Source organism: Shuttleworthella satelles DSM 14600, assembly GCF_000160115.1.
GTDB classification, from domain to species: Bacteria; Bacillota; Clostridia; order Lachnospirales; family Lachnospiraceae; genus Shuttleworthia; species Shuttleworthia satelles.
This window is the reverse complement of the sequence record NZ_GG665867.1, coordinates 139420-159190: the sequence shown is the minus strand read 5'-3', so window position 1 is coordinate 159190 and position 19771 is coordinate 139420. Positions and strand designations below refer to the sequence as shown.

The 19771-nt window shown below is 51.8% G+C and carries 17 protein-coding genes; 9 read left to right on the top strand and 8 right to left on the bottom strand.

All coding sequences use genetic code 11. From position 1 onward, the window contains the following. Positions 1–3: 3 nt before the first annotated feature. Entirely contained in the window at positions 4–2277 is a 2274-nt protein-coding gene (locus GCWU000342_RS07495; RefSeq protein WP_045000882.1) for an FAD-dependent oxidoreductase, read from the bottom strand. A 240-nt stretch (positions 2278–2517) separates the two neighbouring features. Here GCWU000342_RS07495 and GCWU000342_RS07490 point away from each other — a divergent pair, with 240 nt between their 5' ends. Both GCWU000342_RS07490 and GCWU000342_RS10525 read left to right on the top strand, forming a co-directional pair. Next, on the top strand, positions 2518–3084 hold the full coding sequence (locus tag GCWU000342_RS07490) for a rhomboid family intramembrane serine protease (RefSeq protein ID WP_044960968.1): 567 nt from the start codon (positions 2518–2520) through the stop codon (positions 3082–3084). Between the two features lie 131 nt (positions 3085–3215). Then, positions 3216–4721, top strand: coding sequence for a LacI family DNA-binding transcriptional regulator (locus GCWU000342_RS10525; RefSeq protein WP_242649996.1), 1506 nt, complete (start codon positions 3216–3218; stop codon positions 4719–4721). 139 nt (positions 4722–4860) lie between these two features. On the opposite strand, the gene GCWU000342_RS07475 is transcribed toward GCWU000342_RS10525, so the two are convergent. Genes GCWU000342_RS07475 through GCWU000342_RS07465 form a run of 3 tightly spaced genes read right to left on the bottom strand, consistent with a single transcriptional unit; the run spans position 4861 to position 8319 of the window. Continuing rightward, positions 4861–6195, bottom strand: coding sequence for a GntP family permease (locus tag GCWU000342_RS07475; RefSeq protein WP_006906768.1), 1335 nt, complete (start codon positions 6193–6195; stop codon positions 4861–4863). 54 nt (positions 6196–6249) lie between these two features. After that, positions 6250–7395: a CdaR family transcriptional regulator gene (locus GCWU000342_RS07470; protein WP_006906767.1), complete on the bottom strand. Its 1146-nt coding sequence runs from the start codon at positions 7393–7395 to the stop codon at positions 6250–6252. 36 nt (positions 7396–7431) lie between these two features. Next, entirely contained in the window at positions 7432–8319 is an 888-nt protein-coding gene (locus GCWU000342_RS07465) for an MBL fold metallo-hydrolase (protein WP_006906766.1), read from the bottom strand. Positions 8320–8637: 318 nt separating this feature from the next. Here GCWU000342_RS07465 and GCWU000342_RS07460 point away from each other — a divergent pair, with 318 nt between their 5' ends. The 7 genes from GCWU000342_RS07460 (at position 8638) to GCWU000342_RS07425 (ending at position 17042) form a co-directional block, all read left to right on the top strand. Then, positions 8638–9648, top strand: a complete 1011-nt coding sequence (locus GCWU000342_RS07460) for a hypothetical protein (RefSeq protein ID WP_006906765.1) — start codon at positions 8638–8640, stop codon at positions 9646–9648. A gap of 220 nt (positions 9649–9868) precedes the next feature. Further along, positions 9869–11674 carry a radical SAM protein gene (locus tag GCWU000342_RS10000; RefSeq protein WP_006906763.1) on the top strand — a complete coding sequence of 602 codons (1806 nt, stop codon included), beginning with the start codon at positions 9869–9871 and terminating at the stop codon, positions 11672–11674. Between the two features lie 21 nt (positions 11675–11695). Then, positions 11696–12847 carry a hypothetical protein gene (locus GCWU000342_RS07445; protein WP_156784529.1) on the top strand — a complete coding sequence of 384 codons (1152 nt, stop codon included), beginning with the start codon at positions 11696–11698 and terminating at the stop codon, positions 12845–12847. A gap of 138 nt (positions 12848–12985) precedes the next feature. After that, complete coding sequence (locus tag GCWU000342_RS07440) at positions 12986–13261, top strand: hypothetical protein (protein WP_006906761.1); 276 nt, start codon at positions 12986–12988, stop codon at positions 13259–13261. 207 nt (positions 13262–13468) lie between these two features. Beyond that, positions 13469–14836, top strand: coding sequence for an MATE family efflux transporter (locus tag GCWU000342_RS07435; RefSeq protein WP_006906760.1), 1368 nt, complete (start codon positions 13469–13471; stop codon positions 14834–14836). Between the two features lie 16 nt (positions 14837–14852). Next, positions 14853–15197 (top strand): arsenate reductase family protein, encoded by a 345-nt coding sequence (locus tag GCWU000342_RS07430; protein ID WP_045001077.1) that lies wholly within the window; start codon positions 14853–14855, stop codon positions 15195–15197. Between the two features lie 99 nt (positions 15198–15296). Next, the gene (locus GCWU000342_RS07425; RefSeq protein ID WP_006906758.1) at positions 15297–17042 is read left to right on the top strand and encodes a glycoside hydrolase family 13 protein; all 1746 of its coding nucleotides are present in this window, start codon (positions 15297–15299) and stop codon (positions 17040–17042) included. A 241-nt stretch (positions 17043–17283) separates the two neighbouring features. Here the strand turns inward: GCWU000342_RS07425 and GCWU000342_RS10225 are convergent, their stop codons facing one another. From GCWU000342_RS10225 to ymfI, 4 genes are all read right to left on the bottom strand, one after another. Then, positions 17284–17601, bottom strand: coding sequence for a helix-turn-helix transcriptional regulator (locus GCWU000342_RS10225; protein ID WP_006906757.1), 318 nt, complete (start codon positions 17599–17601; stop codon positions 17284–17286). 236 nt (positions 17602–17837) lie between these two features. Further along, positions 17838–18140 (bottom strand): Dabb family protein, encoded by a 303-nt coding sequence (locus tag GCWU000342_RS07415; RefSeq protein ID WP_006906755.1) that lies wholly within the window; start codon positions 18138–18140, stop codon positions 17838–17840. A 196-nt stretch (positions 18141–18336) separates the two neighbouring features. Continuing rightward, positions 18337–18819 carry a helix-turn-helix domain-containing protein gene (locus tag GCWU000342_RS07410; RefSeq protein WP_045000877.1) on the bottom strand — a complete coding sequence of 161 codons (483 nt, stop codon included), beginning with the start codon at positions 18817–18819 and terminating at the stop codon, positions 18337–18339. 102 nt (positions 18820–18921) lie between these two features. Continuing rightward, the gene (ymfI, locus tag GCWU000342_RS07405; RefSeq protein WP_083790765.1) at positions 18922–19764 is read right to left on the bottom strand and encodes an elongation factor P 5-aminopentanone reductase; all 843 of its coding nucleotides are present in this window, start codon (positions 19762–19764) and stop codon (positions 18922–18924) included. Positions 19765–19771: the final 7 nt, after the last annotated feature.

The window sequence follows — 19771 nt, the reverse complement described above, 5'->3', positions numbered from 1 at the left end:
CATCTATACGCGGATGCCTGTTCTGTAGGCGGCCCTTGCCGCCTCGAGCACTCTGCCGGCTCTTTCGCTGTCGCCGATATTCAGGATCTCGGGAGCGAGATGGCCCTTAAGACAGTTAAAGTACAGATCCTGATCCGCTTTTCCGCCCAGTGCCAAAACCACCAGGTCTGCGTCCACTGTGATAGGGTTTCTGGAATTGCCGGGTTTCTTAGCCAGGGGGTTGGGAATATTGTCGGGCAGCAGGGGCTGCCAGGTATTGTAGGGGTTCGGAACCGCAGCCGAGCTGTTCCTGAGGATATGCACCTGATTCTTTCCAAAAGAAATCACTCTGGCACAGTTCATCAGCTTTACCCCGCCCTTCTCAAGGTAATGGAGCAGATGTCCTCGGTTCGCCGTGCATACGCCCTCCATGAAATCGGGCATCATTTCTACGACGGTCACGTCTCTGCCATATTCGTATTTCAGCCAGTAAGCGGTTTCACATCCGACTACGCCTCCTCCGATGACTGCGATCTTCTGAGCGTCTCCCATGAGAGAGGGATTATCCAGGAGATCAACGCCGAGGACCCAGTGGACTTGATCGAACCCTTCAAAAGGCGGGACGATTTCACGGGTTCCGTAGGCGCATACGATGGTGTCGTAATTTCCTGCTTTGAGAAGATCCGGATCAACGTTTGTATTCAATTTCAGGGTTAGATCACAGTTCTCTTCCGCCATCTTCAGTTGATGCTTCAGATAATCAACATAGTTTGCCAGGTCGAACTTGATCTTCGGTACGCTTCCCGGATTTAACTTGCCGCCCACCTGTGCGCTCTTCTCGAAAAGAGTCACCTTATGTCCTCTTTGCGCGGCGGTCAACGCAAAAATAATTCCGGCAGGACCGGCGCCTGCGACCGCGATATTTTTCTTGATTTTTGCCGGCGCAAGCTCTTCTGGGAGGACGTCTTCGAAGCCTGTCCTTGGATTGACGGCGCATTGAGGATGGCCTCCCAGAATGAATTCATTGACGCAGCCTTCCTGGCATCCGATACAGGGGCGAATTTCGTTCACTTTTCCGCTGTATGCTTTTTTACACCAGTCTGCGTCGCTGAGAAGAGGTCTTGCCAGCATCACCATGTCGCAGTCTCCGTCCCGAAGGGCTTTTTCCGCAAGATCCGGATAGCCGAGCTTACCGACCGCAACAACAGGAACTTTTTCTCCGGCATTTGACAGAATCTTATTCTGAGCGAAGTACTCCCTGGCAATTCTTGAAATATCAAGGAAACAGCCGGCAGGCATTCCGGCGGGAGGGTGAGGAAGCCACCAGTTGTCATAGCATCCGATGTCAACGTCAAACATATCAACACCGGCTTCAACCAGATGCTTCATATAAGACAGCGTTGCCTGGATGCTGCGCCCATGCTTGAATTTCCTGAGAGAGGGGACGGTGTCCATCTTTTCTCGATAGGTTTCATTCAGGGCCAGGGAGAGGTCAATGCGGTACATGATAGGATAGTCGGAACCGACCCTGTCCCGGATTTTTCTGACGATTTCAAGTCCGAATTGCTCGGGATCCGCGTAGCGTCCCAGAAGCCTTCTGTTAAACGCCGGATTTGTAAGCTGTTCCAGCAGATATCCCTCGTGTCCATGGAGGTATATGCCGTCAAGGCCTATTTCTCTCGCGTCGGCTGCCGCCTGCCCGCAGTTGTTCACGATTTTTCGCAGGCTGAAATCTGTAAGCCTCATACATGGAAGCTCAGGAATGTAGAAGTTTGGATTTAAAGATGCGGATCTTGGAAGCTTATGCTTTGTTATAAAGCAAGTCGGAGGCCCGACTCTTCCCAGCCCGGGTGTGATCTGGACGAACATTTTGGAGCCGTAAGCGTGAACTCCCTGGGCCAGATCTCTCCACCCGGCGAATACCGTTCTGTACTTGTCGATTCTCGGGAACATACTTCTGTCTCCCGCCTCAGTCACGGTAGGATCAATTCCGTGGCTTACAGGAATCAGACCGGTTGTAAGAAGACCTACCCCTCCTTTCGCCCTCGCAAAGAAGTACTCGAGCATTTTTTGATTCGGACGGCCGGTTTCTTCGCACATCATGAGGTTTCCCATTGGCCCCATGACAACTCTGTTTTTAATAACCGTTTTGTTGACTTTGATAGGCGAAAAGAGCTCCTTATAGGGATAGAGGGAATTTGTGAGTTTTGCATATTCCTGGCCCGGAAATGCCGAGGTATTCCTGACCCAATTACCGAAAAAATCATCGAGTTCTAATAATTTTGCGTTGTAATCCATAAAGTTACCCCCATTTAACCTGATAAGAACAAAAATATTAGTTATAATGACCATTATAACATATTGACATATTTTAACTAGATGGAAGAGAGACTTCTTCCATCGTCCCTGCGTTTTCGTCTGTCCAGCGCGGATCACAGTTGTGATAAAATACCATTGAAAATGGTATGGAAAGCATAAAGTGAAAACAGATTATAGCAACATCGAAAAAATATCAGATCATTGAGAACAAGGAGAGCCATGAGAAAATTAAAAATATCCTATAATGCCCCTGTCGTTTTAACGTTCTGCCTGATCTGCCTTGTCTCGGTCGTCCTGGGCCAGATGACCGGCGGAGTCAGCACACGCCTTTTCTTTATGACTTACCATTCGTCTCTTCTGGATCCTCTGACCTATCCCCGCTTCTTCACCCATGTGATCGGGCACAGCGGCTGGCAGCATTTTATTGGAAATGCCAGTTACCTCCTTCTTCTGGGTCCCATGCTGGAGGAAAAGTACGGATCCAAGACCTTGATTGAGATCATGGTAATCACCGCCTTTGTGACGGGGATCATCAATTATATGTTCTTTCCCAGTGTGGCTCTCTGCGGAGCCAGTGGGATTGTCTTTGCCTTCATTGTGCTGGCCTCCTTCACCGGTTTTCGAGAGGGGGAGATCCCTCTGACCTTTCTGCTTGTGGCGGCTATTTACATAGGTCAGCAGGTCTATCAGGGGATTACGGTTGTGGATAATATCTCCAATATGGCCCATATCGTAGGCGGAGCTGTTGGATCCGTGACGGGCTACCTGCTGAATAAGAGGAGTTAGAAAAAATCTGGTTTATTTACAAGTGAAAACAAGTGGAAAACCGTTTTGCCAGAATGGATTTTACTAAAAATTATTCTGACAAAGGCATGAAAAAAGAGAAGAAAAGTCCAGGAAAGAGACGATGTGCGCTTATGACACAGGCGGGATTCAAAAAAATCACAAGAAGAGATGTCGCCAGGGAGGCCGGTGTGACAGAGACCATCGTCTCCTATGTACTCAACAATAATCGTTATGTCAATACCGATAAGAGAAAGCGTGTGCTCGCGGCAGTGGAGAAGCTGGGTTACAAGCCAAACACAGCGGCCAGAGCGCTCAAGGGGAAGAGCCTGAACCACATCGTTTTTATTGCGGATCAGATTGTGACGGAGCATTTTTCGCTCCTTTTGAGTGAGATGGATAAGAGGGCCTATGATCTGGGCTATATGATTTCTCTGTGTCAGAATCGCAATACAGAGGATTTTGTCAACAGCATTATCTCCAGACAATTTGACGGTGTGATTATCAGCTCCATCAGTTTTTCCAAGGGTTATATCCGTCAACTCATCAAGGCCGGGATTCCGGTTGTCCTGATTGAGAATCGTGATTACTCCGATGTTGAAAATGCAGGAAAAATCAATAACGGACTCTATGAGGGGGCCAGGTCCTTTGAGGCAATCCTGGAGACGCTGCCACAGATTGAAACGACTTTAGATCAGGTCTTTTCAGAACCATATGACAGCTTGATTTTTACAGGCTGCGGAACCAGTTTCTACCTGGCACAGACCGCGTCCTATCTGTGGAGGGCGCTGAATGATACGCCGGCGATCGCGGTTCCCTGCAGTGAACTTCTCTTTTTTCCGGAGAATTATATCAAGGGGAATCAGACGTTGGTTCTTCCAATTACCAGAAAAAGCTGTACTACGGAGGTAAGACAGGCCATGGATCGGGTTCATGAGATCCCGGGAGTCAGCAGTCTGGCCATTACCTGCGATGCGGACAGCAGTCACTATAATGAAAATTATATTCTCGCACCGGAGACGGCAGAGGATAGTGTGATTATGACCAGATCCTTCACGTCAATGATTTTTTTGGCCGAGATTCTCAGTATGCATGTCTCAGGGCATGAGGAGATGATCAATGCGATGAGAGATTATCCGGTAGAGGCAGAGAAACTTTTAAAGGAGTGCGACGGATTGGCGGAGAAGATCCTGAGAGAGCATCCTGAAGCAGACCTGTTCGTGACCCTGGGACAGGGCGCTTATTATGGCGTCAGTAACGAGTGCATGAACAAGATGAAGGAGATGGGAATCGCTAACAGCGAGGCCTATTACTCTATGGAGTACCGACATGGGCCTATGAGTCTTGTGGATGAGAATACCTTTCTTCTGCTCCTGTCGAATGAGAAGACCCGGAAGACAGATGAGGATTTGATGGAACAGATGAGATCCTTCGGAGGAGTGACTTGCGGACTGGGGCCTGATACAGATCAGATGCGGGGACTGGATTACGCGCTTAAGACGCCTGAGGCCTACAGCGAGCTTCAGGCAGCCGCCCTGATGGGCTTGATCGGACAGTTCCTGGGCTATTATATTTCGCTGCGAAAGGATATAGACGCAGATTCCCCCAGACACCTGTCACAGGCGATTGTGCTGAAATAAGCAGGCGTGGAAGTGATACAGAGATCAAAGATTCAGCGGCATTGCCAGGAAGAGGCGAAAGAACACCCCGCCCACTCAGATCCGAGTGGACGGGGTGCAGACATGGTGCGCTGTTTTTATGGGACAGTCGATAGGTTCTCTAATGAACAAAAATCAGAGACATCAGGAAGACAATCACAATGGTCGTGATTCCCATGACACCGGTCATGCCGGTCTGACAGCGGTAGGCCTGCTCGGTGTCCATATCGGAGAACTGAGAGACAACCCAGAAGTAAGAGTCGTTGGCATGGGATACTGTCATGGAACCGGCGCCGATGGCCATAATCACAAGAACCCTGGCGATGGGAGAGGTGAATCCCAGAGAGTCCATCATGGGAACCATCATGGCGGAGGTTGTGATCATCGCGACGGTAGATGCGCCCATCGCGCACTTTAAGAGCGCGGCGATGATAAATGGAAGGAAGACGCCGACACCCAGTCCGAGCAGATTGGCGCTGAGAACATCCGCAATGGGCAGCTTCTGGATGATAGCGCCGAAGGAGCCGCCGGCCCCGGTAATCGCCAGAATACCGGCCGAGTTGGTGACGCCCTCCGTGATCCACTTGAGTGTATTCTTAGATTCGGATTTGGGAATCAGTGTCATGGCAATGAAGACACCCAGGATCAGGGCGACAACTGGATTGCCGATGAAGGAGAAGAAATTCTTGACGGCACCTGATCCGAAGGGAGCGCTGGGAAAGTCACTGATCGACTTTAAGGCGATGAGGACAATCGGAAGAAGAATCGGGGCAAAGCTATGAGCGGCACCGGGAAGCTTTCCGTATTTCTCAATGAGTTCTTCAACGGTATTCTCAGGGTTGGCCGGGATCTGAACCTTGCCTGATACCCTGCGGGCGTAAATATAGGCGACCAGAGTGGCGGGGATGGAGACCACCAGACCGACGAGAATGGTCAGTCCCAGATCGGCGTTTAGGGTGCCGGCCATAGCGATGGGGCCGGGAGTCGGCGGAACCAGGCAGTGGGTCGCGTAGAGACCGCCGGATAAGGCGGTTGCCATCACGGCCAGAGAGATATCAGACTGGGCCGCCAGAGCTCTCATAATAGGGCTTAGGATGACGAAACCGGAATCGCAGAAGACAGGGATGCCTGTGATGTAGCCGGTGATGGCCATGGTTAGAATACTGCGTTTTTTTCCGACAAGGTGCAGGATGGAATTGGCCATGGTAAGGGCGGCTCCGGTCTTCTCAAGGATGGTTCCGATGATCGTGCCGCAGAGGATAACAATGCCGATATTTCCCATGATACTGCCAAAACCGCTCTTCACGGTCTTGATGACATCCTCTGTGCCAAGACCACAGACGAGACCGACAAGAATGGAGATGACAGTCATGACGATGAAAGGATGCAGATGGAATTTCTGGATCGCCAGAATCATCAGTATGACTGCAACGAGAATAACAACAAGATAAAACATAATAAACCTCCTTACGACTTCCCCTTTCTGCAGGGTTGTTCATCCTGCAAGTTACTATCCTTCTTCCGCACGAAAGGCAATCAGCATGCGGATAAAAAGTTCTCTTTCAAATGGGGCCACATCGTTCAAGCCCAGGATTTCATATAAGCGATTCAGCCGGTAAAGCAGGGTATTTCTGTGAATTTGAAGGGCCTGGGCAGCCTGGCTGACCGAACCGTCCATGAGGAAGTAGGTTTTTGCATTTTCCAGCAGGGTTTGCTCCTGCTGTGCCGACACCTCATTTCGCAAAGTTCGGTTGAGCTGCTGGATGTAGTGCGAACCGCCGTGCTGCAAGAGCTTGCCGAGATAGAGCTTGCTTTTTGCCCTAGCCTCGGAGAGTCGGTCGATACCGTCTCCGGAGAGGGACAGGAGGGCCTTTGCCTCCTTGTAGCCCTCTACGATCTCGCCGGCATTAGCGCAGCTGTCGCTGATGACCATCCGAAGTTCTTTTTTCCCCCGGCAGAGATTAGCGGCGATATCCTCGAAATGGTCGGGCCTTTTGGAACCGGTGAAAGAGCGGATCAGAATGAAAATGTTGTCCTTGGCCCCGTAGATATCATTGCGGCTGAAGACTTCATCATTTCCGAAATATTGGCGCAGAATATCATAAATGCCCGAAATTCCCGATGGCGCCGTCGTCTTTAAGACAATGACGGTGACAGGAAAGCAAAGGTGGCAGGAGAGGACATCCGACAGTTGCTCGATGTTCTCCTGGCTATCCGGATTGCCAAGGAGGTAGAGGTCTAAGAGCTGACTGCGGAGCTCTCCCTCCATAACCTGCCTGCGGGCGATGACCTGCTGCTTAAAGCTTTGCGTGACATAGACCCTGAGAAGATTGGCAACGTCCTGGACTTCTTCCTCCTGCCCGTAGACGCCGACGACGCCGATGACCTGCCCGTTTTGAAAAATCGGCATATTGTAGCCCTCTTTGGCCCCCTTATATTTGGGCAGGTCCGCCTTGGCAATACGGACGGGCCGACCTGTTTCGATCGCCTCTTTGGCCCCCTGGTGAAAGTTGCCGATCCGACCGTGTTCCGTCGAGGCAATGATCATCCCCTTGGTATCCATAAGATTAATGGTGCGTCCCCGTACCAAAGAGGAGGTTGCCTCAACAAAATCCTGGGCCAGATCAGAGAACACCGACATCGTTATATTTTTCATTCATCCCCCTAAGCTGTCCTGTATTTTTGCCCCGATTTATGTCGGCTGCATGTCCATGGCGCCTGCGCCCTCCTCCTCTGGAATCAGAAGGCCGTCGCCGACGGCGAGGTGGGCGGCGCGAAGATCTGGGAATTCCCTGCTCATGATTTCGGACATGCGGCTGCCGGAGCAGTGATTAAAACCGATGGAGCAAATTCCCATCGATCGCATGATTTCTAAGGTCCTGCGGATCCTGTCGTCGGAGGCCTCCATCAGGTGTGTTCCTCCTGCCACCGCGACGATAGGAAGATCAAACGTTTTTTGGACGCCGGTGAGAATATTGAGAATGCCGGGATGGCTGCAGCCGACAATGACAGCCAGGCCGTCTCTTACGCGGATGATCAGACAGATTTCGTCGTCGAAGTGATCCTCCTGCCAATGCGGACTGACAGGAGAGGTGGCCGAAGATGATCCGAGCATAAAGCGTCTGGGGATGGTCTCGAAGTCGTACTCCCGTTGGAAACGGTTCATGACCCAGCACTGCCCGCTCAGCTGCAGAAGGCCGTCACACTCCAGGTGTTCGATTTGGTTGGCCTCCAGAAATGTCTGGTCAAATCCGTTTCCAAGGTAGGTCATACGGATTCCGCTGACGGCGTATTTTTCCCGGAAGTAGCCCCTTCCGGTGACAAGGGGAGCGCGCAGGCCGGACCGGACCAGGGCGGGGTATCCGCCGGCATGGTCATAGTGACCATGGCTTCCAACCATATAGTTAACGGAAGAGAGGGGGAGATTTAAGGCGCGGGCATTGTCCAGGGTATGGCTTCCGGCCCCGAAATCAAAGAGAATTCTGGCGGAGGCTGTCTCGATATAGAAAGAGAGACCATGCTCGTGGTATAGGCCGAGATGCTCACTGGCTTGATCGTCCATAAGGGTCATCAGCTTCATCTTCCGGCTCCTTTCAGATCGGCAGGATGGGAAAAAGATTTCTAACAACAGTATAAGCAATCGGCAGGCCTTTATCACTGTGACAGAGCACAAATTTAAGATTAATTATTTGTATCAGAGGTATTTGACGAAAAATTTACAGCCCGATTTCTGCGGGAAAAATGCCGGAGAAAATGTACAGCCCGATTTCATCATAGAAAAGAGGTACCCAACCTGTTAAGCCTGCTCATGCAAGGCGTCATGGGATTTGCTAGAATAGGGGTGATGTATGAGGGAATCCCTGTCCGGGGAATAAATCATTGAAGAGAATAAGAGCACATGACCAAGTCGATCAATTGGAGAGAAGCGATCCACCTGCGGAAGATGAAACGGGAGGATGCCCGGCGTCAGCCCGGCTTTCTGCCGGACCACAGTGACGCCTGGTGTCAGAATATCCTGTCCCTGCAGAAATTTGTCTTTCTCGCGGGGGCAATCATCAGTGCCAACGCGACCCTGGTTCTTATCGCGACAAGTATGCATTCCGGTCAGGCGCTTCTCTTGATCAAGCAGGTCATTGATCAGCTCGTCGATCAGGTGGCTGATCTGATCCCGGTGATTCTTGTGCTCGGTTTTTTGGCTGGGCCGCTCTGCCTCTTCGCGATCTGGTGTCTGATCTATTTTTTCGTGACCAGGGGAATCCTACAGGGGATCTTTCGGACAGGGACTTATCTGGAGATGACAGGGACCCGTCACGTGGGGCTCTTCGGAAATGAGAGAAAGATTTCCTATGATGATTGGGCTATGTCCATACGGCAGGGCCATTATTTCTATGACAGTACGGCCGTATCTTTTTTCTGCCGGGGAGCCAGGTTAAGTTTCCATTATGAGATCGGCAGTCTGGATGACCGCAAGCACACAGAGGAATGTTACAAGATCTTCTGCCAGCATTTACCCCTGGGGATGCTGGAGGAGATGCCCAGGTTTTATCTGGATCAGGGCAGGCTCTTTGACCATAAATACTTCTATGAAGCTGCCTTCAGGAATCGCTTTTTCCTTGTGATATTGTTCTTTGCCGCGGGAATGGTGCTGATAGGAAACTACGGGACGCTGTCGAATCTCCTGGCGATCGGCCTCCCTGTGCTCTATGCTGTTTCCTGCGGGGCCCTCCTTCATAGCTACGATAAAAATCGCAGACTCTACGCTCAGAACAAAGAGGCTGTTATACACCAGACCGGGGGAAAGGCCCGGGGCCATGTGCGCTATTACCCGGCCCTGCTCCTTGAAATCATTTTTTTTATTGCGGTTTATGCGGTGAATGTCATCCTTTTGTGCGCCTTGTTTCAAAGATGACGTCTCTTGCATGAAGGCGACTCCTGCACGAAGGAGAAGCGAGGATGAAAACAATGTTCATGTCGCATGGACAAAGGTCTGCCCTCTCTTGCATGGGATGAAGGCTGATGTGGAGTCCCAGGCAGATGCCTCAAAATTTGACTCCTCCTACGTGGGGATGAAGCAGGAGCCTGAATGCGAAATATTGTGATTTGGTACATTTGCGCAGAGAGGAGTTATCATGCTGGCAGAAGAGCTGTATATGAAAAGGCATGCCGGCAGAGCCTTCCATACCACATGGAATCCGGGGACCAGCGATGTACTGCGTCTGCACCTGATTTTTCCCCGCTATGTTTTGGGCAGGAGGCCGCCGGCCATTGTCATCATCAATGGAAAGGATTTCCTGCCCCTTTCACGTTACAGGGCGATTCTTCTGGCGGAAGTGATTGAAGTGATCAATGCCCGCATGTCAGTATCGGGATCAGGGACGTACAGGAGACTTCCGGCAGAGGAAAAGGTCAAAGAAAGGTTGCCAGTCTCCGGGGGCAGGAAAGCGGCCAGAGAAGGGTCGCCGGTCTCCGGGGGCAGGAAAGCGGCCAGAGAAGGGTTGCCAGTCTCCGGGGGCAGGAAAGAGGCCAGAGAAGGGTTGCCGGTCTCCGGGGGCAGGAAAGAGGCCAGAGAGGGGTTGCTGGTCTCCGGGGGCAGGAAAGAGGCCAGAGAGGGGTCGCCGGTCTCCGGGGGCAGGAAAGAGACCAGAGAGGGGTCGCCGGTCTCCGGGGGCAGGAAAGAGACTAGAGAAGGGACACCGGCCTTCGGGGGTAGAGATGGGGTCTTCGCGGAGGAGAAAAATGACCGGAATTCCGTCACGAGTAGTAATCACTTGGCGGAAGTCCTGCAGGAAGCTTTTGGAAATGTGCAGAAATACTACACGGGAGCTTCTGTGGCTCAATTAGCTCATGAACTGGAGACCCTGATGGGGGTCATTGAGGATATCAACAGCGGGCGGGAACCGGATGCTGAACTGAGAGATATGGCGCTTGGGGATTATGCGCCTTATATGCCGGCACCTCACCGGATGGATCTCATGGTTTCCGCGATGACAAAAGATGGGCGCTGGCACTGCAATCAGAGATGTCTTCACTGCTATGCGGCAGGCCAGGAAATGGGGCAGGTCAGAGAGCTGTCCACCGGGGAGTGGAAGCAGATCATTGACCGCTGTTATCAGGCGGGGATTTCACAGCTGACCTTCACAGGGGGCGAGCCCACCATGCGGGAGGATCTGCCGGAACTGATCGCCTACGCCCGCTGGTTCATCACCCGCCTCAACACCAACGGAGTCAGACTCACAGAGGATTTCTGTCAGAAGCTGGCCTGGGCAGAGCTGGATAACGTACAGATCACCTTCTACTCTGCCGACCGCCATGTGCACAACCATCTGGTCGGGGCAGACCGCTTCGATGAGACGGTCGCCGGAATCCGCAATGCCCTGGCCGCGGGTTTAGGCATTTCTGTCAATACCCCTCTCTGCTCTGTCAACGCGGATTACCTGAAGACCCTGCGCTTTCTGTATGGATTGGGGGTTCGCTTCGTTACAGTCTCCGGTTTGATTGTAACCGGCAACGCGAGGTCAATCGGGTCCAGAGCGTCGACACTGACAGAAAAGATGTTGACTCAGATCTTGAAAGAGGCCTGCGATTTCGTCTATGCTCATGACATGGAACTTAATTTCACCTCGCCGGGACTGGTGGACAGTGGGACTCTGCGGGCTTTGGCGCTGGATGTACCGGGATGCGGAGCCGCTCTCTCCAACATGGCCATCGCCCCGAACGGGGATCTCGTCCCATGTCAGTCCTGGCTGTCAGACCGTCCGCTGGGGAACATGCTGCAGGACCCCTGGAAGAAGATCTGGAATGCGCCGCGAACCAGGCAGATTCGAACGCATTCGGCGAAGAATAGTCTCTTCTGTCCGCTCAGTCAGCGGGAGGGGGATGAGCCAGATGAGAATGTTGGTTCGGAATATGTTCGCGCCAGATCAGAAAGCGTTTGAATGAGATCGGAGCGTATTCGCATGAGAAGAGGAAAGCGGAAAAATAAATTTATTGGCCGGTATCTGTCCCTGCCCGGTTTTCTGCTGGGCATGGTTTTTGTACTGTCCGGGATTCTGTCTTTCGGAACAAGAATTTCTCTGACTGAGGCAATCCGGTCAGATAAAGAGCAGAGGGTCTCCGGCAGGGAAACAGGCGCTCCTCTTGCGAGAGGAGAGCAGGGCGCTGGCAGGGTCTATGCCTACAAGTCCTATCCCCTGGATGAAATTCAGCGCTATGACATTCGCCTGACGATCAATGAGGATGGCTCCGCCCGCATTCGCTATGATCTGAAATGGAAAGTCCTGGATGACAGTTCGGAGGGGCCTCTGACCTGGGTTAAGATAGGAATCGGCAATCAGCACGCCAAAGACTTTGAGGGCAAAAGTGATACAGTCAAGAGCGTCAAGTATATGCGTGATCAGGGAGGAGACTATGCGCGTGTCGACCTGGATGGCAAATACTACGCGGGAGATATTGTTGACTTCTCCTTTGAACTGACCCAGTACAATATTTTCCAGGAGGATTCGGAGAACCGGAAGGTAGTTTATACCTTCACGCCCGGTTGGTTTGACGATACGCCGGTCGATGAGATGAACATCTACTGGGGGACGGATAAGGTCAGGCAAACGGATGGGTTTCTGCGATCAGATGATGGGCAGGAAGCGCAGACCCTCATGATTGACGGCAGGCAGTACTACCATGCCGGGCGCACAGGCTTGGACCAGGGAGAGAAAATGACGGTCAGTGTCTCCTATGATCCGGACGCCTATGGCTTTGTGGATGGCAGCAGCATCCGTCCCAATGGCAATCTCTATCTCTATCTGGTCCTGATTATGCTGGGCGGTCCCGTCCTGGTCTTTGTCCTCCTTCGTTTTCTGGGGAGGGGGAAGACCCTGGTGGATACCTATGATGCCAATGCGGGTAGTGGCAGGGCTTATTTTCACGGAAGAGGAAGCGGAGGCGGCGGGAGCTGTGCCTGCGCCTGCGCCTGCGCTGGCGGTGGCAGGGCCGGCTGCTCCAGGAAGGATTTTTACGGAACCAAAGTGTCCACGCTGAAAGTCAGAGCGGCCCTGCGGGAAGTGACCAGGGCAGAGAGAGATTCGTCAAGCGTACATTCCGCAGATCATCAATAAGACCGGCCGCTTTTCCAGGGGCAATGGGAGGCGGGCGCATGACGTCCAAAATCATGGAATCAGCTTGAAGTAAAATTGGACTGTGTGGGTTTCACTGATTGGAATCAGTGAAAATAGAGAGAACAAGATGGTGGAGAAATGGCATATTTCAACAATCAGAAGGCCCGGATGCGGGCCGGGAAGAAGAAAGTAACCTTTCGGGGAACCATGGCCAATGCCGACTGGATCGCCCTCTTTGACAGGGCGGCGACAGGGGATCTGGATGCAATTATGAAGCTGGCAGAGGGTTATCTCCTTGGCAGCTATGGAGAGAAGAATCTGATCAAGGCGAGAAAGTGGGCCTCGTTCGCTGCCAGGAAGGAGCATCCGGGGGCCAGGGAATTGCTGGAGAAGATAAAAAAGGAATCCGGGTGAAGGGATAAAAATGGAAATTCAGCAGCTGATAAGGGAAGCGACTGGTTGGCCTGAACCATTGCAGGACAGGTTGGAATCCTGTATTTTCCCGTGATAAGCAGGGGGAAATATGCTAGTATTGTTGCACTGTAAGCCGGGGCCGCAGTCATGCGGTCTCGTTTTCTTATCTGCCCCGTGAACCATAGCAATTTGTAACGAGGAGAACATATGTCTGAATACAAAGAAAATAAGATGGGAACCATGGCGATTAAGCCTCTGGTTGTTTCGATGTCCTTTCCCATTATGATCTCCATGCTGGTGCAGGCGCTCTACAATATTGTAGATTCCTACTTTATCGGTCAGTATGATCCCAACTACGGTGTGGCGGCTCTGACGGTGGCCTTTCCTCTGCAGACTCTGATGATCGCATTCGGATCCGGAACCGGCGTCGGATTTAATGCAATTTTATCCCGCTCTCTCGGAGAGAAGAATCCCCAAAAGGCGGGTGCGTCTGCTAATACGGGGATTCTGCTGAATCTGATCAACTACCTTATCTTTCTGATCCTGTCGATCACAGTGACCTCCGCTTTTGTTCATGGACAGACCTCTCAGGCACAGACGATTGCTTACGCTGAGAACTACCTGCATATCGTCCTGGGACTTTCCGCGGGACTTTTTCTGCAGATGACCTTTGAGCGGATGCTGCAGGCCACCGGCCGCAGTCACTTGTCCATGATTTCTCAGATCACGGGCGCGCTTGTCAATACGATTCTGGACTATATGATGATCTTCGGACACGGACCCTTTTCGAAGATGGGCGTTGCAGGTGCAGCCTACGCGACTGTTATCGGCCAGTTCGTGGCCGCTGCTGTGGGACTCTCTTTGAACCTGTATTTCTGCCGTGAATTCCGTCTGTCTTTGGCCAGGGTTTTTCGCCCGCAGGCGGCCATGGTGCGCGAAATCTACTATGTGGGCATTCCCACGGTTGCCATGATGGCTGTCGGCTCTGTCATGTCCTGGGGCATGAATTTGATCCTGGGTCACGCGGCCGGGGATAATGGACTGACTATCTTCGGCATTTACTTCAAGCTGCAGTCCTTCTTCTTCATGCCGGTATTTGGTCTTAACAATGGAATCATTCCGATCCTCGCATATAACTACGGGGCCAGACGAAAGAACCGCATCAAGCAGACGCTTCGCTTTGGCATCATGCTGGCAGCAGTGATTATGGTTACTGGAACTCTGGTCTTCTGGATCTTTCCCAATGGCCTGCTCAAGCTTTTTAACGCAAGCCCGCAGGTGACTGCTATGGGAATCGTCGCCCTGCGGATCATCTCCATTCATTTTCCTCTGGCCGCGGTGGGAATCCTCTTCGGGGGGATTTTTCAGGCCTTTGCCAAGTCCACCTATTCCCTTGTGGTCTCCCTGGGACGACAGATGTTTGTCCTTCTGCCGGTGGCCTGGTTTCTCTCCCTTTTTGGAAATGTGAATATCATATGGTTCTGTTTTATTATTGCGGAGGGGGTTTCTCTGGCCCTTTCCATTATCTTCTATCGCAAGGTTCGCTGTGAGATGATTGAACCCCTGCGTGAGTGAAGAGGAGGAGCAGAAGGTGAATATTCAGATTTTTGGAGTGAAGAAAAGCGCGGATACCCGCAAGGCCGAGCGCTTCTTTCAGGAGAGGGGAATTCGTTTCCAGAGTGTCGATCTCAGGGAGAAAGGCTTCTCCAGGGGAGAATTGCGGTCCGTCTTAAATGCCGTCGGAGGCCATCTGGAGCTTTTGATCGACGAGAGGGCAAAGGATCAGAAGATGGTGACGCTTCTTCGCTATCTGGCTGAGGAAGATCGCTTTGATAAACTCCTGGAGAATCCCCAGGTTATGAAGATGCCTGTTGTCAGAAATGGCAGACAGGCTACGATCGGCTATCAGCCGAAGACCTGGAAGGACTGGGAGTAGAAAAGCCGGCCGATATCGTGATATAGTTATCGACAGTTGACACCCGGAGGGCCAAGAGAGCGAAGAGCAGAAAGGCTCTGTTTTCCAGGAGAGAGATGAATGATTAAGCGAGAAGCCATATTACACATTCCCCTGTCCCAATATGCCTTTGCGAACACGGAGTCGAATATGACCATTCGGCTCAGAACCGCCAGGAACAATGTTGAGAGGGTCGTTCTCTGGTATGGAGATCGGGTGCCGCCCAGCGACCCGAGCCATTTCATTCCTGTCCAGATGGATAAGATCATGTCCGCAGGTCTCTTTGACTACTTTGACGCGACGTTTGAGACCCCCTTTGAACGCGTCTGCTATTATTTTCAGCTGATCAGCGAGGAGGAAATGCTCTACCACTATGCGGAACAGACGGAGGAGATCCCTCCCCGGGAAAGCGACGACTGCTATCAGTATCCCTATATCCGGAGGGAGGAGCTGGGCTGGGAACCCAGGTGGTTTCAGGAGGCGATTGTCTATAACATCTTTCCGGACAGTTTCGTAAGTGAGAAAGAGGAGATGAATGCCGCTGGGGAGAAAATGCCCTGGGAGAGGGGGATTCAGCTCGAAAGCAGATTAGGAGGGACAATCAACAGCATCAGAGAAAAACTTGGATATATTCAGGAGCTGGGATTTAACTGCATCTACTTAAATCCGATTTTTACGGCAGGCGCCTATCACAAATACGATTTGCTGGATTACTTTCACATCTCGCCGAATCTTGGAACAGATGAAGATTTTCGTCATCTGGTCAAAGAAGCGCATCGTCGGGGGATGCGTATTATCATTGACGGGGTTTTTAATCATTGCAGCTGGTACTTTTCTAAATTTGATGATGTCGTCAAAAATGGCGCGAAGTCCCAATATGCGGACTGGTTTTATCGTCTGGAACATCCGGTGATCAGGTCAGGGAAAAGAGGAGAGAAACCCCGCTACAGCTGTTTCGCTTACAGTCACAAGATGCCAAAGTGGAATACGTCAAATCCTGATGTCAGGGCCTATTTTATGGAGGTGTGCCGATACTGGCTAAAGGAGTTTGGGATTGATGGCTGGCGGCTGGATGTGGCCAATGAAGTGGATCGGGAATTCTGGCGGGAGTTTAAGCGCGTGTCAAGGGCAAGCAACCCGCAGAGCGTTCTGATTGGAGAAGTGTGGGAGAGCGCTGAAACCTGGCTCAACGGGGATATGTTTGACTCCACGATGAATTACAGCTTTCGCAGGATCTGCCTGGATTTTTTCGGACAAGGGAAGATCGGAACGGAAGTCTTCCATGATCGGGTTGCCAAAATGCTCTTGCGTTACCGCACAAGCAGTCTGCGTGTACAGCTGAACCTGCTTGACAGCCACGATGTGAATCGTTTCCTGTCAGACTGCCAGGGGGATGAGAACAGATTCAAGCTGGCGGAAGTATTCCTGTTCACATCTCCTGGGATTCCCTGCGTCTTCTATGGAGATGAGCTTGGAATGGACGGGGATACGGAGTCCGCTCTTCGCGGGCCGATGCCCTGGGAGAGAGCGGGACTGGGTTACAGCGATTTCTTCAGGCGTCTGATCGCTCTGCGAAAGCAGAATCCGGTTCTCACATATGGGAAGTTCAGGCTGGTTCGCAAGAACGAAGCGGGCCTGTACATTTTCTCCCGTTCCGATGAAGAGGAAGAACTGATCATCTGCCTGAACAACAGCGCAGAAGAATTTGATATCAGTGCTGATCTGCAGGGGGGAGAACTCCTGATGCAGGAGGGCTGCAGTGATCAGATCCTGGGCGGCATGGGATATGCGATTCTTCGAAGGGGGCTGGATCAAGGTGGTGAGTAATCCCCGTCCTCTCAGACCACCCTGCGTACCGTTCGGTACACGGCGGTTTTAATCGTTGACCTGTAAAGGCTGATACGCACTGGCTGGATCATAAAAGCCTGTGCGTATCAGCCTTTCTTTTTGCGTCCGGCGGCGTGCGTCTCGCATTGCTGATGTTTGCGCCCAGACATCTTCCGGGAAGAGAAAGGCGGAAACTGACTTGGGGAAACTGACTTGCGTAAGCTGACTTGAGGAAACTGGCTTAAAGAAGCCAGATATCTTCCTCCTCCTCCGATCGATCAGGAAGGGACGACGGCTTTTCTGTTTTCTTCTTATCCTTTTTGGCAGAGGGGACGCTGCCCGCTGAGGATGCTTCATGTGTCTGCGATATGGGACCGGGGACGGCCTCCATTCCAAACATCTGCAGGGCCTGGTTGACCTTGTCCATACGGACGGTCTTCTTGCCCTGCTCTAACTCTCTCACAAAGCGAAGACCCAGTCCGGAACGGACGGCGAACTCCTCCTGGGTGATGCCGAGTCTGCGTCGGTTTTCCTTTACATAGTCGCCAATTCGGCTCATTATGGCCTCCTTTTCTTTGGAAATTCGATGGATCAGGTCGATAAATTATACCATAAGAGGTATAAAACGACATCAGATATTCTATTTTGATGAGTTTATCTAGGACATCAGTGAGAGAAAGACAATTTTCGGTATTAAGGAATCCCACCGAAGACGGAGTCGATCCGGACTTTCTGTTGAGAAATTTGGATAAAACAGAGCAGAATCGTAGTAATCCACTGGTTTCAGGTTGATGGTCAGGCCTCGAAATCCAGACAAACTCTGGAAGCGGTATAGGGCCGAACGATACCGTCGGCGACTGCTACGTGGGCGGGGTGAATAGAGTAACCCTTCAGATGTTCAAAACTGTCAAAGCTGGCATCCAGCATGAGGTCCGCGTTGGAGGTTTCAAGGCCATTGGTATGAACCGTGATTTTCACCAGTCCGGGGATCTGTCCGGCCAGACTTTCCAGTCCTTCTTTGATTCTCCGTTTGATCTCGGTCTTTCTGGCTGTGTTGTATTCATCTTTCAGTGTCCACAAAATAACGTGTTTAACCATATGAAATTCCCCCCTCTGTCAGGACTAAGAATATTGAGATGCAGCAGGTATCAAAAGCCTATGTCCCACTGGTAAGAAGATCCCTTGGGGAAATACTTTTGAAGCTGCATATATCATATATATTATAAGATCAGACATCGGGATGTGTCACGATTGATCCGCAATCATTTGCCTGGCGGGAATTTACGGCAGGAAATCAGCTGTCTTCCCCGCTGTAATCTTTAAGCCCCTTATCGGACGGCTGAGTGAGCTGATTGATACGATCCTGCCAGTAGAGATCTTCTGTCAGCAGATCTACCTGCTTTCGTGAAGAGGGGGAAAGCTGATAATAGCGGATCAGATGTTGATCCAGCGCGTCGCGCAGCGTATCGGGATCGGTCTCGCGCAGTTCTGCCGGAATGATGTGGTCTGCCAAGTAGAGGTCCGCGGGACTGACGCCAAAGAAAGAGGCTAATCTGGCCTCCCTTTCGGGAGTTGGAAGAATCTGCCCCCGATAGTAGCGGGTGATCGTCTCGTAGCGGACGCCGACATAATCACCCAATTCCTTTTTGCTTACGGGATGCCGCAGGGTCAGATAATTGAGATTCTTAGCCAGAAGAGCAGCGCGTCTGAGACGCTCCGGATCCTTCGTGATATCGTGATACTTGAATGAATCCGAATCTGCTTTCCTGCGTCCCATGAACCTGCTCCTCTCTGTAAAGAATAGGTTCAGTTTACAGAAAGCTTGCGTGGCAGACTGGACATTTACGGGATAAATCATGCGTTTGCACGATATGTAATTTCAGATGTAGCCGCCGTCAAGGCCGATCACCTGACCGGTCAGATAATCGCCGGAATCCAGAAGGGCGATCAGGGCGCGGGCGACATCCTGGGCGGTGCCCATCCGGTCGGCAGGAATGTCCCTGATGATGGCAGTCTTATCTTCTTGGGAGAGCATGGCGTTCATCCGGGTGTCAATCATGCCGCAGGCCAGGGCGTTGACCTGGATATGGGAGGGGGCTAATTCCTTGGCAAGAGCCATGGTGAAAGCGTTGACGGCTCCCTTTGAGGCCGAGTAGGCCACCTCGCAGGAGGCTCCGACCCGACCCCACATCGAGGAGATATTGACGATTTGCCCCTTCTGCGCCCGGATCATGGAGGGGACCAGAAATTTACTGGTGTAAAAGAGGGCGTTTACGTTGACGTCCATCAGGCGCTGCCAGTCGCCGACGGACATATCTGTGATCAGGCCCAGATGGGCGATCCCGGCGTTGTTGACGATGAGGTCGATGGAACCGTATTGCTCTAAATGCCTTCGGGCCGCCTCCTCTACAAAAGCCGGATCCGCAATGTCTCCGAGCAGGGGGAGGACCCTGATAGCGGAGTCCTGGTTTTTAGAAGCAGAGCGCAGTTCTTCTGTCAGATTTTGCAGCGCTTCCTCCGAGTGATAGCCCAGGAGTGTCAGCTGATAGCCCCTCTGAGCCAGAGCCCTTGCTATGACAGATCCGATTCCACCGGAGGCGCCGGTCACAAAGGCAGACCCCGGGCAGGGCGGGTTGAGGGCGGGAGAGTGGGGACTTGTAGAAAAGACGGCAGAGGAAAAATGCGGTTTTTGATGTAAAGAAGTTTGAGCAGAAGATGTCATTGATTTA

Bases quoted from the DNA above. Each gene is read 5' to 3' on its own strand.
- GCWU000342_RS07440 (WP_006906761.1), top strand. From the start codon at position 12,986: ATGGCATATTTCAACAATCAGAAGGCCCGGATGCGGGCCGGGAAGAAG.
- GCWU000342_RS07465 (WP_006906766.1), bottom strand. From the start codon at position 8,319: ATGAAGCTGATGACCCTTATGGACGATCAAGCCAGTGAGCATCTCGGC.
- GCWU000342_RS07410 (WP_045000877.1), bottom strand. From the start codon at position 18,819: ATGGGACGCAGGAAAGCAGATTCGGATTCATTCAAGTATCACGATATC.
- GCWU000342_RS07495 (WP_045000882.1), bottom strand. From the start codon at position 2,277: ATGGATTACAACGCAAAATTATTAGAACTCGATGATTTTTTCGGTAAT.
- GCWU000342_RS10000 (WP_006906763.1), top strand. From the start codon at position 9,869: ATGCTGGCAGAAGAGCTGTATATGAAAAGGCATGCCGGCAGAGCCTTC.
- GCWU000342_RS07415 (WP_006906755.1), bottom strand. From the start codon at position 18,140: ATGGTTAAACACGTTATTTTGTGGACACTGAAAGATGAATACAACACA.
- GCWU000342_RS07475 (WP_006906768.1), bottom strand. From the start codon at position 6,195: ATGTTTTATCTTGTTGTTATTCTCGTTGCAGTCATACTGATGATTCTG.
- GCWU000342_RS07425 (WP_006906758.1), top strand. From the start codon at position 15,297: ATGATTAAGCGAGAAGCCATATTACACATTCCCCTGTCCCAATATGCC.
- GCWU000342_RS07460 (WP_006906765.1), top strand. From the start codon at position 8,638: ATGACCAAGTCGATCAATTGGAGAGAAGCGATCCACCTGCGGAAGATG.
- GCWU000342_RS07435 (WP_006906760.1), top strand. From the start codon at position 13,469: ATGTCTGAATACAAAGAAAATAAGATGGGAACCATGGCGATTAAGCCT.
- GCWU000342_RS07470 (WP_006906767.1), bottom strand. From the start codon at position 7,395: ATGAAAAATATAACGATGTCGGTGTTCTCTGATCTGGCCCAGGATTTT.
- GCWU000342_RS10225 (WP_006906757.1), bottom strand. From the start codon at position 17,601: ATGAGCCGAATTGGCGACTATGTAAAGGAAAACCGACGCAGACTCGGC.
- ymfI (WP_083790765.1), bottom strand. From the start codon at position 19,764: ATGACATCTTCTGCTCAAACTTCTTTACATCAAAAACCGCATTTTTCC.
- GCWU000342_RS07445 (WP_156784529.1), top strand. From the start codon at position 11,696: ATGAGAAGAGGAAAGCGGAAAAATAAATTTATTGGCCGGTATCTGTCC.
- GCWU000342_RS10525 (WP_242649996.1), top strand. From the start codon at position 3,216: ATGACACAGGCGGGATTCAAAAAAATCACAAGAAGAGATGTCGCCAGG.
- GCWU000342_RS07490 (WP_044960968.1), top strand. From the start codon at position 2,518: ATGAGAAAATTAAAAATATCCTATAATGCCCCTGTCGTTTTAACGTTC.